This window comes from Cupriavidus sp. 22TCCZM01-5 (assembly GCF_057798915.1).
Genome location: NZ_JBYOJR010000024.1, coordinates 1 through 14,894 on the forward strand (window position 1 = coordinate 1; position 14,894 = coordinate 14,894).

The 14,894-nt window shown below is 66.0% G+C and carries 15 protein-coding genes; 4 read left to right on the top strand and 11 right to left on the bottom strand.

Translation table 11 applies throughout. The features are described 5' to 3' along the window. Positions 1-396: 396 nt before the first annotated feature. Entirely contained in the window at positions 397-813 is a 417-nt protein-coding gene (locus tag AC3FNH_RS21050) for an ElaB/YgaM/YqjD family protein (RefSeq protein WP_276099145.1), read from the bottom strand. Between the two features lie 42 nt (positions 814-855). Continuing rightward, the gene (locus tag AC3FNH_RS21055) at positions 856-1,020 is read right to left on the bottom strand and encodes a DUF1328 domain-containing protein (protein WP_211946877.1); all 165 of its coding nucleotides are present in this window, start codon (positions 1,018-1,020) and stop codon (positions 856-858) included. Between the two features lie 297 nt (positions 1,021-1,317). On the opposite strand from AC3FNH_RS21055, the gene AC3FNH_RS21060 reads away from it, so the two are divergent. After that, positions 1,318-2,724, top strand: a complete 1,407-nt coding sequence (locus AC3FNH_RS21060) for a sensor histidine kinase (protein ID WP_488721440.1) — start codon at positions 1,318-1,320, stop codon at positions 2,722-2,724. Between the two features lie 27 nt (positions 2,725-2,751). Here the strand turns inward: AC3FNH_RS21060 and AC3FNH_RS21065 are convergent, their stop codons facing one another. The 5 genes from AC3FNH_RS21065 to AC3FNH_RS21085 all read right to left on the bottom strand — a co-directional run bounded on the left by AC3FNH_RS21065 (position 2,752) and on the right by AC3FNH_RS21085 (position 8,610). Then, the gene (locus AC3FNH_RS21065; RefSeq protein ID WP_276099143.1) at positions 2,752-3,162 is read right to left on the bottom strand and encodes a response regulator; all 411 of its coding nucleotides are present in this window, start codon (positions 3,160-3,162) and stop codon (positions 2,752-2,754) included. 69 nt (positions 3,163-3,231) lie between these two features. Beyond that, positions 3,232-3,864: a response regulator gene (locus AC3FNH_RS21070; protein ID WP_276100871.1), complete on the bottom strand. Its 633-nt coding sequence runs from the start codon at positions 3,862-3,864 to the stop codon at positions 3,232-3,234. Between the two features lie 305 nt (positions 3,865-4,169). Next, positions 4,170-4,529, bottom strand: coding sequence for a hypothetical protein (locus AC3FNH_RS21075; RefSeq protein ID WP_488721441.1), 360 nt, complete (start codon positions 4,527-4,529; stop codon positions 4,170-4,172). A gap of 260 nt (positions 4,530-4,789) precedes the next feature. Beyond that, positions 4,790-7,537: a methionine synthase gene (metH, locus tag AC3FNH_RS21080; protein WP_488721442.1), complete on the bottom strand. Its 2,748-nt coding sequence runs from the start codon at positions 7,535-7,537 to the stop codon at positions 4,790-4,792. A 17-nt stretch (positions 7,538-7,554) separates the two neighbouring features. After that, on the bottom strand, positions 7,555-8,610 hold the full coding sequence (locus AC3FNH_RS21085) for a homocysteine S-methyltransferase family protein (protein WP_488721443.1): 1,056 nt from the start codon (positions 8,608-8,610) through the stop codon (positions 7,555-7,557). A 165-nt stretch (positions 8,611-8,775) separates the two neighbouring features. Here AC3FNH_RS21085 and AC3FNH_RS21090 point away from each other — a divergent pair, with 165 nt between their 5' ends. Continuing rightward, positions 8,776-9,168 carry a rhodanese-like domain-containing protein gene (locus AC3FNH_RS21090; RefSeq protein ID WP_276099139.1) on the top strand — a complete coding sequence of 131 codons (393 nt, stop codon included), beginning with the start codon at positions 8,776-8,778 and terminating at the stop codon, positions 9,166-9,168. 76 nt (positions 9,169-9,244) lie between these two features. On the opposite strand, the gene AC3FNH_RS21095 is transcribed toward AC3FNH_RS21090, so the two are convergent. From AC3FNH_RS21095 to AC3FNH_RS21110, 4 genes are all read right to left on the bottom strand, one after another. Next, positions 9,245-9,502 carry a BTH_I0359 family protein gene (locus AC3FNH_RS21095; RefSeq protein WP_011296306.1) on the bottom strand — a complete coding sequence of 86 codons (258 nt, stop codon included), beginning with the start codon at positions 9,500-9,502 and terminating at the stop codon, positions 9,245-9,247. A gap of 214 nt (positions 9,503-9,716) precedes the next feature. Continuing rightward, positions 9,717-10,565, bottom strand: coding sequence for an alpha/beta fold hydrolase (locus tag AC3FNH_RS21100; RefSeq protein ID WP_488721444.1), 849 nt, complete (start codon positions 10,563-10,565; stop codon positions 9,717-9,719). A 56-nt stretch (positions 10,566-10,621) separates the two neighbouring features. Further along, positions 10,622-11,596 carry a DUF3108 domain-containing protein gene (locus AC3FNH_RS21105; RefSeq protein WP_488721499.1) on the bottom strand — a complete coding sequence of 325 codons (975 nt, stop codon included), beginning with the start codon at positions 11,594-11,596 and terminating at the stop codon, positions 10,622-10,624. 85 nt (positions 11,597-11,681) lie between these two features. Further along, the gene (locus AC3FNH_RS21110) at positions 11,682-12,515 is read right to left on the bottom strand and encodes an IclR family transcriptional regulator (protein WP_488721445.1); all 834 of its coding nucleotides are present in this window, start codon (positions 12,513-12,515) and stop codon (positions 11,682-11,684) included. Positions 12,516-12,762: 247 nt separating this feature from the next. Here AC3FNH_RS21110 and AC3FNH_RS21115 point away from each other — a divergent pair, with 247 nt between their 5' ends. Both AC3FNH_RS21115 and AC3FNH_RS21120 read left to right on the top strand, forming a co-directional pair. Next, complete coding sequence (locus tag AC3FNH_RS21115; RefSeq protein WP_276099136.1) at positions 12,763-13,776, top strand: Bug family tripartite tricarboxylate transporter substrate binding protein; 1,014 nt, start codon at positions 12,763-12,765, stop codon at positions 13,774-13,776. A gap of 75 nt (positions 13,777-13,851) precedes the next feature. Then, positions 13,852-14,832, top strand: coding sequence for a fumarylacetoacetate hydrolase family protein (locus AC3FNH_RS21120; RefSeq protein ID WP_276099135.1), 981 nt, complete (start codon positions 13,852-13,854; stop codon positions 14,830-14,832). The last annotated feature ends 62 nt before the right edge of the window (positions 14,833-14,894 follow it).

Sequence of the window (14,894 nt, forward strand, 5' to 3'; positions counted from 1 at the left end):
CAGCAGGGACCACGGACAGTTTCGGGGCTCGTTCAATCAGCGCTCTAATCCTGCCCACGGACGTGCACCACGCGGCAGGCAGCCAGGCACACTCTGAAGTTCATACCCGTACAACACCCGCAGCACACTACGATCAATATTCGCCCGCTAGGGCAAGTAAACGCGCTTTTTGGTTACTTTTTGTCGCTCGGACAAAAAGTGACTCGCCGGCTACGCCGGCGAAACAGCAGCGCCCGCCAAGCACGACAACCTCATCATTACCCATTCCACCAAACAACCAAAAAAAATGCCCGACACCGCCACAGCGGAGCCAGGCTTCCGGAACGTGAATGCCATCCGGACAAGGGGGGAATGTCACCGTGGCCGTCGCACCTGCCCGCGGACGGCCGCAGCGTGCTACTCCCGGTGACGAGTCGCCAGCAACAAGCCGATCAGCGCACCGATCGCGGCGGCCAGCCCCACTGACTTGAGCGGGGATTCGGCCACCCGCTGCTGCGCCTGCACCACCGCTCCGTCCATGCGTTCGCGCACGTGGGTGACGCTGTCTCCGGCCTGCGCACGCAGGCGGTCGGTCATCTCGGCGGCACGTTCGCGCAGGCGGCGCCCGGCGTTCAGGCTCTGCTCCGATCCTTCGCTCGCCAGCACCTCGATGGTGTGCTGAAGCTGGGCGATCAGGGATCTCACCTCGTCCGAGATCGGTCCTGCCGCTTCGCGCGTGTCGCGCGCCGCGTGCCGGATCCGGCGAATGGTGCTGTCTGCGCTGTCGGCAAGGTGGTTGATTTCCTTCCGGACATTCGGGTTCTGCGTCAGCATAGGACTACTCCTCAGGGCACAGTTAGGGGGCGCGGATGCGCGTCACCGTCTGCGGACCAGACCCATGACGGCCGCGACCAGTGCCACGATCAGGAAGATGAAGAACAGGATCTTTGCGATCTCTACGGCGCCGGCAGCAATACCGCCAAAACCGAAAACCGCGGCGATCAGCGCAATAACGAAAAAGACGAGTGCATATTGCAGCATGACTGGAACTCCCGATGGTGGCGCCTGCCCGCCTGACGGACAGGTCGCCGGTTAGGGCTTGCGCGGTGACGGACAAGCTCATAGCCTCATCGTAGGAAGCCGTCCCCGGCACAGACACCGACAGCGGGCCGATTCCGCTGTCAGCCGAGTCCTACAGTGCCGTCCGGCGGCGGCACGCGCGCATCACGACCGCCCTGCGCGACGTGGCCGTGGTCACAATTGCTGGTTGACCCCACCCCTGGGATGTGATCCCATGACCACACCCCGGCGGCAAGCGCCTCACCGAGGAATTGCCTCATGTTCAAGCAGTTCAAGCAGTCTTTCCTGCCCCATACCCTGCTGCTCGCTGGCGGCATCCTGCTGACCCTGGCGGTACTGGTCGCCTCCGAGACCGGCAATATCCGCCTGCGCGAGAGCTACAACGATGTCATCCGCTCACAGCGCGTGCAGACGCAGCTGGCCGCGCTCAACGGCGAGCTGGTCAATGCCGAGGCCGGCGAACGCGGCTTCCTGCTGACCGGCAAGGACAGCTATCTGGAGCCCTACTACCAGGCGCTGCCGCGCATCAACGACTTGATGGCGCGCATCCGCGCGGACTACGCCAACGATGCCGAAGGTCTCAAGCTGTTCGGCGAGACCTCCAAGCAGATCAGCAGCAAGCTCAATGAAATGGCGCTGACGCTGCTATACGGCAAGCGCGACCTGGCGGTGGCGCTGGACCTGGTGCGCACCGACTATGGCAAGCAGACCATGGACAACGCGCGCCGCGGCCTGGACGCGCTGCAGGCGCGCGAAGCCGAAACCGTCGCGCATCGGCTGGAGGGCGCCGAGCGCGATGTGCAATTGTCGCGTTACGGCATCGCCCTGCTGACCGCCATCAATATCGTGTTACTGATCGCCGTTGGCCTGGGCCATGCCAAGCGCCTGACCTTGTCCGAAGCAGGACGCACGCAGGCCGAGGAGGAAGGCGTCCGGCTGGACCGCAAGGTGCGCGCGCGCACGCGCCAGCTATCGGCGCTCGCGGGCCACCTGCAACGCGTGACGGAAGACGAGAAGACCCGCCTCGCGCGCGAACTGCACGACGAGCTCGGCGCCATCCTCACCGCGATCAAGCTGGACCTGCACTGGGTCCGCCGGCGCGTGCAGGAAAGCCAGCCGGAAGCCGCGGACAAGCTGACGCGGGTCATGCTCCACGTGGACCAGGGCATCCAGATCAAGCGCCGCCTGATCGAAGACCTGCGCCCCACCGTGCTGCTCAATCTCGGCCTGCGGGCCGCGTTGTGCCAGCTCGTCGAGGACGTCGCGGGGCGCAATCACTGGGAGTCCGAAGTCGACGTGCCGGAAGACCTGCCGCGCCTGAGCGACACCGCCGCGATTGCGCTCTATCGCATCGCCCAGGAATCCCTCACCAACGCCAGCAAGTATTCGCAGGCGACCCATATCCGCCTGTCGCTGGGCTGCACGGACGAGCAGCTCACGCTGACGATCCACGACGACGGCAAGGGCCTGCCGCCTGATTTCGATGCCGGCAGCACCGCCGGCCACCATGGCCTGCTGGGCATGGAACAGCGCGTGACGGCGCTTGGCGGCAGCATGGAGATCGTGTCCTCGCCCAACACCGGGGTGAGCATCCGCGTCGAGGTGCCGCTCGCCGCGTCGATCCTGGCACCTGCGGAAGAACCGGCCGAAGTCCAGCCGGAATAGAGGAAAAGGCGGAATAGAGGAAAAGGGTCAGGAACCGGCGGCCGCGCGTTCCTCGATGACGCGGAACACCTGTTCGAGCTCCAGCGACTTGTCGAAGAAGTAGTCGGCCCCGGCGTCGGCGCACTGGCTGCGGTACATCGACACCTGCGCGTGGTTGGTATAAACGATGCGCAGGCCCGGCAAGCCTTCGCGCTGCATCGCGCGCAGCACGTTGATGCCGTTGCCCTGGCGCAGCTGCAGGTCGACGATCACCACGTCATAGGGCATGTCGCCGCTCACCATGCGCAGCGCCATGGCCTCGGTATCGGCCCAGTCGACGCTGCGCACATACGGGAAGTCGCTCAGGTATTCGAGGAGCATGCCCCGCAGCACTGCCGAATCCTCGATCAGCAGAACGCGCAGTGCCCGGTGGGGGGAGTTCGAAGCCTGCTCCGACATTCTTCTACGTTCAGTGGGGTGGTTGCAGCCGGCCCGCCATGCGGTCTGCGCAGCGGGTTCGCCTGTCCGTCATTCGACCAGGCCGTTCTTGATGGCGTAGTAGGTCAGGTCGGCATTGGTCTTCATGCCCATTTTCTCCAGGATGCGCGAACGGTAGGTGCTGACGGTCTTCACGCTCAGGAAAAGCTCATCCGCGATCACCGAGACCGACTGGCCGCGCGACAACTTGCAGAAGATCTGGAATTCACGCTCCGACAGCATCTGGTGCACCGGCTGCTCGGTCGGCTTGTCGAGCCCGCCGATCAGCAAGTCCGCCACGGCCGCGCTGACATAGCGGCGGCCCTGGGCCACGGTGCGGATGGCCTTGACCAGGTCGTCCGGATCGCTTTCCTTGGTGAGGTAGCCCGAAGCCCCCGCGCGAATCAGGTTGATTGCGTACTGGTCTTCGGGATAGGTCGAGAGGATCAGCACAGGCAGGTCCGGCTTGCGCTGGCGGATCAGCTTGAGCACATCGATGCCGTTGCGTTCGGGCATCGAAATGTCGAGGACCAGCACGTCGAACTCGCCGTCGCGCAATTGCGCCATGACTTCGTCGCCACTGCCGGCCTCGCCGGTGACCTGGATATCAGGCTCATCAGCAAGAAACTGGCGCAGCCCTGCGCGAACAATCTCGTGATCATCGGCGATCAGGACGCGGATCATCATGGGCTCCACTGGTAGGGCTTTCGCCCAGTCAACTCGGGTGCAGGCGGAACCGCTTGCTGTGTTTGCATTGTAGTGCCGCAAGCGGCTGCAGACTGTCGGTGTCAGGCTGACATTGATGCGCCGGCGCAAAAGACACCGGCACGAGAGAGGAAGGGACAAGTGCGGCACAGATAGCGCTACTGCCGCGCCGCATGGACGGCCGAGAGCACAAAAGCAAAGCGGGACGGCTGGAGGTCCGTCCCGCTCTGCTGCGATGCATCAGGCCGCATCGGCCCCGTCGGGCCAGATGCGGCCGGCCCGGCTTACTGGGCCTTGGCGCCCGCTTCGGCGCCCGCGCTGGCGCCCAGGCTGGCGTCGGCCTTGTCCTTCTTGTGCGACTTCGCGCTGTGCTTGCTCTTGGCCTTGGTGCCGGCATCTGCACTGGCGGCACTGCCCATGTCGACCGAGGTGGCCGATGTGGCCGCCGCGCCCTTGTCCAGCGAAGTCGATGCGCCCACACCTGCTTGCGCGCCACCTGCAGCCGGAGCCGGCGCGTTCACCGCGGCGCCGACGTCGGCCCTGACCCCGGCGTTGCCCGTGGCGGTGCCAGTGCCTTGCGCCATGGCCAGCGACGAAGCAGCAGCGATCGACAGGGCGGACAGGGAGATCAGCAGTTTCTTCATGGAAAGGCTCCTTTCAGGGTGATCCGCGGCGAAACATTCGCTGCGGCATCCACGCTGTTGTTCACGTGAACTTGGAGCCAGTCTAGGGGCGCGTCCGGCCCCGGTCTGTGAGCGATTGCAATGCAGTGTAAGGAGTTGTGAAGCGGCGCGAACAGCGCTTGCGCCCCTCCATGCTGCGATGCAAGGCGGATTTCCTGCCGCATCAAGGACCTGCGCCACGCGGGCGCCGCGCGATCGCGGCGCTCGGGCGACGCATGCAGTTACAGGTTGGGTGCCAGCGCCCGTGCGACGGCGTTGCGGTCCTCGTGGCGGCGGGCCGCCATGTCGTCGAGCTGGTCCTGGCCGATCTTGCCGATCGTGAAGTAGGTCGAGTCCGGATGCGACAGGTAGAATCCGCTGACCGACGCGGCCGGCGTCATCGCCAGCGATTCGGTGATGCCCATGCCGATCTCGGCCGCATCGAGGAAGCTGAACATCGGGCCCTTGACGGTGTGCTCCGGGCAAGCCGGGTAGCCGGGCGCCGGACGGATGCCACGATACTGCTCGGCGATCAGCTCGTCGTTGGAAAGCTGCTCCGCCGCGTCATAGCCCCACAGGTCCTTGCGCACGCGCTCGTGCAGGCACTCGGCGAAAGCCTCGGCGAGGCGGTCGGCCAGCGCCTTGAGCATGATGGCGCTGTAGTCGTCGTGGTCGGCCTCGAACTGCGCTTCCTTCTTGTCGACGCCGATGCCGGCGGTGACCGCGAACAGGCCGATATAGTCCGCCACCCCAGACGACTTCGGCGCGATGAAGTCGGCCAGGCAGCGGTTCGGACGGCGCACGCCGTCGACCACCGGGCGCTCGCTCTGCTGGCGCACGTTGTGCCAGGTCAGCGCGACCTTGCTGCGGGTTTCGTCGGTATAGATCTCGATATCGTCGTCATTGACGGTATTGGCCGGCAGCAGCGCCATGACGCCGTTGGCGGTCAGCCAGCGGCCCTGGATCAGGCGCGACAGCATGCTCTTGCCGTCCGAGAACACGCGGCGCGCGGACTCGCCGACGATCTCGTCGTTGAGGATGTCCGGGAATTTGCCGGCCAGGTCCCAGGTCTGGAAGAACGGGCCCCAGTCGATGAAGTTGGCCAGTTCCGCCAGGTCATAGTTGCGGAACACGCGCCGGCCGATGAACTTGGGCTTCGGCGGCACATAGGCGCTCCAGTCGATCGGCGTCTTGTTGGCGCGCGCCTCGGCCAGCGTCACCATCGGCGTGGCCTTCTTGCCGGCGTGCTGCGTGCGGATGCGCTCGTAGTCGGTCTTCAGCTCGTCGAGATACTTCGCCGCGCCTTCGTCCGACAGCAGGCTCGACGCCACGCTGACCGAGCGCGAAGCGTCCGGCACGTACACCACCGGGCCTTCATAGTTCGGCGCGATCTTCACCGCCGTATGCACGCGCGAAGTCGTGGCACCGCCGATCAGCAGCGGGATCTTCTTCACGCGGAAATAGTCGTCGCGCTGCATTTCCGAGGCCACGTAGGCCATCTCTTCGAGCGACGGCGTGATCAGCCCCGACAGGCCGACGATGTCCGCGCCCTCGACCTTGGCCTTGGCCAGGATCTCGTTGCACGGAACCATCACGCCCATGTTGACCACTTCGAAGTTATTGCACTGGAGCACCACCGACACGATGTTCTTGCCGATGTCGTGCACATCGCCCTTCACGGTGGCGATCACGATCTTGCCGCGCGAGCGCACATCGCCACCGGCCTCGGCCAGCAGTCGCTTCTCTTCCTCGATGAAGGGCAGCAGGTGAGCCACCGCCTGCTTCATGACGCGCGCGCTCTTGACCACCTGCGGCAGGAACATCTTGCCGGCGCCGAACAGGTCGCCGACGATGTTCATGCCGTCCATCAGCGGGCCTTCGATCACCTCGATCGGACGTCCGCCGCGCGCCGCGATTTCCTGGCGCGCCTCTTCGGTATCGTCGACGATGAAGTTGGTGATGCCGTGCACCAGCGCATGCGCCAGGCGCTGCGCGACCGGCACGGGCTGCTCCGGCGTGCCGCGCCAGGCAAGGTTCTCTTCCTTCTTCGCGCCGCCGCCCTTGAAGCGGTCGGCGATTTCCAGCAGGCGGTCGGTGGCGTCGTCGCGGCGGTTGAGCACCACGTCTTCCACGCGCTCGCGCAGTTCGGGGTCGAGCTGGTCGTACACGCCGAGCTGGCCGGCGTTGACGATGCCCATGTCCATGCCCGCCTCGATGGCGTGATACAGGAACACGGTGTGGATCGCTTCGCGCACCACGTCGTTGCCGCGGAACGAGAACGACACGTTCGACACGCCGCCGCTCACCTTCGCATACGGCAGGTTCTGCTTGATCCAGCGCGTGGCTTCGATGAAGTCCACCGCGTAGTTGTTGTGTTCCTCGATGCCCGTCGCCACCGCGAAGATGTTCGGGTCGAAGATGATGTCCTCGGGCGGGAAGCCGACCTCGTTCACCAGGAAGTCATAGCTGCGCTTGCAGATCTCGGTCTTGCGCGCGAACGTGTCGGCCTGGCCTTTCTCGTCGAAGGCCATCACCACGGAAGCCGCGCCGTAGCGGCGGATCAGCTCGGCGTGGTGGCGGAACTGCTCCTCGCCTTCCTTCAGCGAGATCGAGTTCACCACGGGCTTGCCCTGCACGCACTGCAGGCCGGCCTCGATCACTTCCCACTTGGAGGAGTCGATCATGATCGGCACGCGCGCGATGTCGGGCTCGGAGGCGATCAGGTTCAGGAAGCGGACCATCGCCGCTTTCGAATCCAGCATCGCCTCGTCCATGTTGATGTCGATGATCTGCGCGCCATTCTCGACTTGCTGGCGGGCCACGGCCAGCGCCTCGTCGAACTGGCCGTTCAGGATCATGCGGGCGAAGGCCTTCGAGCCCGTGACGTTGGTACGTTCGCCGACGTTGACGAAGAGCGTGTCGTCGTCGATCGTGAACGGCTCCAGGCCGGACAGGCGCATCGGGCGCGGGGGCAGTTGGTTCGTGCTCATGTTCTTTTCTCGCTGCCTCAGGCGGCTTCGCTGTACTGGCCCGGCCAGGTGCGCGGGGTCTTGTTGGCCACGCGCTGGGCGATCGCGGCAATATGTTCGGGCGTGGTGCCGCAGCAGCCGCCCACCAGGTTCACCAGGCCGGACGCGGCGAATTCCTCCACCAGCGACGAGGTGACTTCCGGCGTTTCATCGAAGCCGGTCTCGCTCATCGGATTGGGCAAGCCGGCGTTCGGGTAGCAGGAAATCGCCACGTCGCACACCTTCGCCAGTTCGGCGATGTACGGACGCATCAGCGTCGCGCCCAGCGCGCAGTTCAGGCCGAAGGTCACAGGCTTCACGTGGCGCAGGCTGTTCCAGAATGCTTCCACGGTCTGGCCCGAGAGAATGCGGCCCGAGGCATCGGTCACGGTGCCCGAGATCATCACGGGCAGGCGCTCGCCGGTGTCCTCGAACAGCTGGTCGATCGCGAACAGCGCGGCCTTGGCGTTGAGCGTATCGAAGATCGTCTCGACCAGGAACACATCGGCACCGCCCTCGAGCAGCCCCTTGCCCTGTTCGTAGTACGACGCGCGCAGCTCCTCGAACGTGATATTGCGCGCGCCCGGGTCGTTAACATCGGGCGAGATGCTGGCGGTCTTCGGCGTCGGGCCGAACGCGCCCGCCACGAAGCGCGGCTTGTCCGGCGTGCTGTACTTGTCGCAGGCCGCGCGCGCGAGTTTTGCCGCTTCGACATTCATCTCGTACGCGAGGTCGGCCATCTTGTAGTCCTCCTGCGCCACGCCCGTGGCACCGAAGGTATTGGTCTCGATGATGTCCGCGCCGGCGGCGAGGTACTGCTCGTGGATCTCGCTGATGACCTGCGGGCGCGTGAGCAGCAGCAGTTCGTTGTTGCCCTTCACGTCCACCTTGTGTTCCGTGAACCGGGCGCCGCGATAGTCGGCTTCGGTGAGCTTGTAGCGCTGGATCATGGTGCCCATGGCGCCATCCAGGATCAGGATGCGCTCGCGCAGCAGCCGGGGCAGGTTGGCAGCCCGGGTATAGGGACGCACGGTGGGTTGGTCAGGGGCACTCATGGCGGGGACGGTGAATAGGCGGGACAAATCGTCAAGAGGCCGATTTTATCAGGTGCATCAAGGCCTTGCGGGTGCCCGAGGTTGCCTGTGCATGGGCGGTGGGCCTACACTGAGAGGCGTAACGATCACCATCGCCGACCTTCCCGCCGGCTCCGCCGCCCTGCCATGGAACACCTCAGCCCCGCCGACGCCCAGAAGCTGCTGCTGGAGTCACCCGACACACTGTTCATCGATTGCCGCAGCGAAATGGAGTACCTGTTCGTCGGCCACCCCAAGAGCGCGCACAACGTGCCGTGGAATGACGGCCCGGACTGGGAGGTGAATCCCCATTTCGTGCAGGTCGTGAAAAAGCTGGCGGGGCACGTCTCGGCGCGGCCCGTGCTGCTGATCTGCCGCAGCGGCAACCGCTCCACGGCCGCGGCGCGGGCCCTGGAAGGCGCCGGGTTCGCGAACGTGTACAACGTGCTGCACGGATTCGAAGGCGATCTCGATTCCGAGCGGCATCGGAATACGGTGAACGGCTGGAGGTTCGAGGGATTGCCGTGGGAGCAATATTGATCCCACGGCTAAAACAACAACGCCCGCGTCACCGCGGGCGTTGCCAGATGCCAGGAAGAGCGGAAAGAGCAGACACTCAATGCATCACCAGCGGATGCGTCATCACCGTATCGAACTTCCCGAGGAAATCATCAACCTCTTCCACCGACGGCTCGCTTTCAATCAACCGTTGCACGTCGGCGCGGAAATTCTCGGCCAGCTTGCCGCCGAGGAAAATCTCGCGCTTCATGTTCTTGTCGACGATTTCGTAACCGCCGAATTCGAGAGGCGCTTGCTCGACATCCGCACCGAATTCGACGATGCAGTAGTTGTCGCTGTTGTAGATCATTTGCATGGCACACCTCCTGGCGTCATGGTTGGGCGGCCGGCCTTTTCATTGTTGCATTGAGAGGGGGCGCCGGGTCGTTACCTCCAAGCTAGGGGCGGCCCCGGCAATTTCAAGTTTTGCGTGCGGGCCGCCGTACGGATACGACGTTACCTGTCTCAGTAAGTTGGGCAACGGCAACATCAACAAGTTTCTTGAGAATAGGACATCACTGCGTTGTGCGTTATGGAACGTCGCATTGGCCGCCGCATGCGGCGTGGCCAAGGAAGCTGTCCAGGGCGGCGTGGAAGCGGTCTGGCTGCTCCACCGGCACCAGATGCGCCGCAGGCAAGACTTCGAGCCGCGCACCGGGAATCGCCGCGGCGATGGACTGCGCCATGGCCACCGTCGCACCCTGGTCGTGCTCGCCCGCCACGACCAGCGTGGGGCAATGGATGCGAGGCAGCGCACTGGCTGCATCGAATGCCATGATGGCCTGCCCCACGCCGACATAGCCGCGCACCGGCGTGGCCAGCAACATGGCGCGGATGCGCGCGACTTCGTCAGCATGCGCATGGCGAAAAGGTTCGGTCAGCCAGCGCTCCAGCGTGGCATCGGCCAGGCCCGACATGCCATGCGCTTCGACCTGCCCGATCCGGTTGTGCCACATCGGGTGTGCGTCGAGCGGTGTATGGCTGATGGTCGCCACCAGCGTCAGCGACAGCAGGCGCTCGGCATGGCGCACGCCCAGCGTCTGGCCGATCATGCCGCCAACCGAAATGCCGCAGAAATGCGCCTGCGGGATCTGCAGCGCGTCCATGATGGCCGCCACGTCGTCGGCCAGCCGCATCATCGCGTAGGGCCCTACCGGGGCACTGCTACTGCCGTGGCCGCGCATGTCCGGACGCACGACGCGATAGCGCGCGCACAGGTGGCGGGCGGTGGCGTCCCAGAGCGTGTGGTTGGCGCCGAGCGCGTGCGCAAGGATCACCCAGGGCCCGTCGGCGCCGTCCACGCGGACGTGCAGGTCGACGCCATCGACGTGGATGCGATGCGTCTCGCTCGGTGCGGTGGCTACGGTGCTGGCGGTCATGGCGAAACTCCTTGAAGGGGTGGCGGGTGAACGCGGGCAGGCCCCCGCAGGTCCGGTTACTGGCCCTCGGTACTGCGATAGACGAGGTCAATTTGCGTACCGTCCGGCTCGGTCTGGCGCAGCCTCACCGGCATCCAGCCAAGCGCCTGCGCGAGCCAGATCTCGACGCGCCGCCGGTCGCCGGCGTGCCGTTGCAGCCGCACGAAATGCTTGGCGCGTACCACGCCGCGGCCGATATCGATCTCCTCCTCTCCAACATACTGCACCTGCATCGGTTGCATGTCGCGCGTATCGGCCACCTGGAAGGTTTCGGTGACGCCCGGCGACGCATAGCGTTGCGGATTGCCGCGTACCCGCCCGACCAGTTGCAGGAAGACGCTGAACCGGTCCTGCGCTCCCGGGGCCAGCGCCGCCTGCGTGCCTGGCGAGAACGCCACCGTGCCGGCGGCCTGGTCGAAGCGCGCGGCTTCGGACTTGCCACGCCGGTTTTCCTCATAGCGCTCCGGCAGAAGGCCGTTCTCGGTCATGGCGCCGCTGCTCTGGAATGCGAAGCGAAACCACAGCACGCGCGTCTCGACCGACAGGCGGTAGCGCTTGCCATCCTGCTCCCAGCGGATCAGCCCATCCGGGTTCTGCACGCCGTTGACGAAGCTGGCGTAGTGCATGGTGGCCGAAGGCGGCGCCACGTATTTCTCGCCGTCCTGCGCGGGTGGGCCCGGGGGGGCCGGCGGGGAAGGCGCAGGCGTGGCGTTCGGCGCGGTACCGCTGCCGCCGGAGCCGGTAACGGTTTCCGTGGTGCCACGTTCGGATGTCGCCACGGCGGGCGCCGGCGGCTCTGGGGGCGTTTCAACCGGCTTGGGCGCGGGCTGCGGCGCCGCCGGGCGTGGCTTTGGCGCGGGCTTTGGCTCGGCGGGGGGCGGGCGCACCGGCTTCGGCGGCGGCAGCAGTACCGCCTCGAGCGCCGGTGTTTCGCTGACATCGAGCGGAATCAGCGGGCCAGGCATGCGCAGGAAGCCGATCACAGCCAGCATGTGCACGAGCAGCACCAGCAAGATGACGAGGATCCAGCGCCGGCGCCGCCACGCGCGCGGGTCGGCGCCGGATCCGGCGCGGGAATCAGGAGTTGCCGGTCCGTCCGGCCGTTTGGGCGGCGCCAAGGTAGCCGAGTTCCGATGAGAGCTGTTGGGCGATCTCACGCACGCGGCGATCGACCGTACCACCCCATTCTGCATCGAATATGCTCTGTGCGCCCAGCACGATCAAACCCATGGCCAGATGGCCGTTGGCATCGAACACGGGCATCGAGAAGGCGTTGATGCCGGGCAGCACGCCGCCGCGCGTACGCGCCGCGCCATGCGCGCGCACGTCGGCACAGATGGCATCGTAGTCGGCAGCGCTGGCCGGAATGTCGGGCACATCGTCCTGCCCGCGCGCGGCCAGTTCGCGCTCGATCAGCGGCTGGGTCTGCTTGCGCGACAGGTAGGCGCCGTACAGGCGGCCAGTGGCGGAGTTCAGCATGGGCATCACGTCGCCGAGCCGCAGGCTGACGGTGACCGGGTGGCTCGACTCCTCCCAGTGCACGATGGTGGGCCCGTGATTGCCCCACACGGCGATGCCCGCGGTCAGGTCGATCTCGTCGCGCAACTGCGACAGGATCGGCCGCGCCTTCTTGACCGGATCGAGCCGGTTCAGGCCCGCCAGCCCGAGTTGCAGGGCGAACGGCCCCAGGTCGTAGCGCCCGCTTACCGGGTCCTGCGCCACGGCCCCCAGCCGCAGGAAGCTGACCAGGTAGCGGTGCGCCTTGGCCGGGTTCATCTCGGCGGCGGCGGCAAGGTCGCGCAGCATCATCGCGCGCGGCGAGGCGGCCAGCGCCTGCAGCAGCTTGAAACCCACCTCGATGGACTGGATACCGGAGCGCAGCTTGGCGTCGTCTTCGTCAAGTTCGGTCATGCAGGGCGAGCGTTGGGGCAGCGTGAGTGGGGGCAGGCGGGAAGCACAGCAGGATTGTGGGGTATTCGCCGCCGCCAGCACAGGGGCTCCGGCGAAATCCCTACGTAAATTTACTATAGCGAAATCGATTTACCAATTTTTAAACGGTGAGTAGACTTTGCCGACAGACCCGGTGCGCCGGCCGGTCCGGTATGGACCACGGCGCCGCAAGCCACGCCGGGCTGAGAACACCAGACGGAGACACCCGATGACGCCTTTCCGCCCCGCGCGCGCCGCGCTGCGCGCCACCTGTACCTTTGCCGCCTTCGCCGCCACTGCTGTGCTTTCGCTCGGCGCCGCCGCACCCGCCAGTGCCACAGACGCATGGCCATCGCAGCCGATCCGCTGGGTGGTGCCTTACCCGGCCGGCGGCGGCACCGACGTGGTGGCGCGCACACTGGGCCAGGCCATTTCCCCGGCGCTGGGCAAGCAGGTGGTGGTCGACAACCGGCCGGGCGCGGCGACCATCGTCGGCGCTGACGCCGTCGCCCACGCCAAGCCGGACGGCTACACGGTACTGACCGCCGACACCGCGACGCTGGCTGCCAATCCGTCCCTGTACAAGAAGCTGCCCTACAACGCCGAGAAGGACTTCGTGCACGTTGGCATGGTGGCGCGCTTCCCGCTGGTGCTGGTGGCCGCGCCCAACTTCCCGGCCAAGACGCTCAAGGAAGTCATCGACTACGCGCAGAAGAACCCCGGCAAGGTCAACTTTGCCTCGCCGGGCGCCGGCAGCCCGCACCACCTGGCCATGGAACTGTTCATGGACCAGGCCCACATCAAGATGACCCACGTGCCCTACAAGGGCGCCGCACCGGCCGTGCAGGACCTGCTGGCCGGACAGGTGGACCTGATGTTCGTGGACCTGGCGTCGGGCCAGCAGAACGTCACCGCCGGCAAGCTGCGCGCCATCGGCGTGGCCACGCCCAGGCGCCTGGCCGTGCTGCCCAATGTGCCGACCGTGGCCGAAGGCGGCGTCGCCGGCTTCGAGGCCTACGCCTGGCAAGGGGTCGTGGCGCCGGCCGGCACGCCCAAGCCAGTTGTGACCCGTCTCAATGCCGAACTGGTCAAGGCGCTGAAGAGTCCCGAGGTGCAGAAACGGATGGAAGGCGTCGGCGTGGAGCCGGTCTCGAGCACGCCGGAAGAGTTCGCGCAATATGCGCACGCCGAAGCCGAGCGCTGGGGCAAGCTCATCAAGGCCAAGGGCATCACGGTAGACTAACGGCCGCCGCATGCGGTGCGCCCGATGTTCCCGCACCGCAAGCACCGACCTGATCAAGCCAAGGCTCTACCGACCATGAAACTCGCCACCCTCAAGGATGGCTCGCGCGACGGCCAGCTGGCGGTCGTCTCGCGCGACCTGAAGACCGCCCACTACGCCGCCGATATCGCCGGCCGCCTGCAGACCGTGCTGGACGACTGGGCCTTCTACGCGCCGCAACTGCAGGACCTGTACGACGCCCTCAATGCGGGCCGCGCGCGTCACCCGTTCCCGTTCGATCCGAAGCACTGCATGGCGCCGCTGCCGCGCGCCTACCAGTGGGCCGACGGCTCGGCCTATGTCAACCACGTGGAGCTCGTGCGCAAGGCGCGCGGCGCCGAGATGCCGCCCGAGTTCTGGACCGACCCCCTGATGTACCAGGGCGGCTCCGACGATTTCCTGGGCCCGTACGACGACATCGTGTGCGCCAGCGAAGCCTTCGGCATCGACTTCGAGGCCGAGGTCGCCGTCATCACCGGCGATGTGAAGATGGGTGCCACGGCCGAGCAGGCCGCCGAGGCCATCCGCCTGGTGATGCTGGCCAACGATGTGTCGCTGCGCAACCTGATCCCGGCGGAACTCGGCAAGGGCTTCGGCTTCTTCCAGAGCAAGCCGGCCACGGCGTTTTCGCCGGTGGCGGTCACGCCCGATGAACTTGGCGAGGCCTGGCGCGAGCGCAAGGTGCACCTGCCGATGACCGTGCACTGGAACAGCAAGAAAGTGGGCCATCCCGACTGCGGCACCGACATGGTGTTCGACTTCGGCCAGCTCATCGCGCATATCTGCAAGACGCGCAACGTGCGCGCCGGCAGCATCGTCGGCTCGGGCACCATCTCCAACGTAGACCGCAAGAAGGGCTACGCCTGCATCGCCGAAAAGCGCATGCTCGAGACCATCGAGGACGGCAAGCCTTCCACCGAGTTCATGAAATTCGGCGACGCGGTGAAGATCGAGATGTTCGACGCACAGGGCCATTCCGTGTTCGGCGCCATCGACCAGCTCGTGGCGCAGCCCTGACAGCAAGACCGCAGGCCGGACAGGGCCGTGCCGGATGTGCATATAATTTACCGACCGACCGG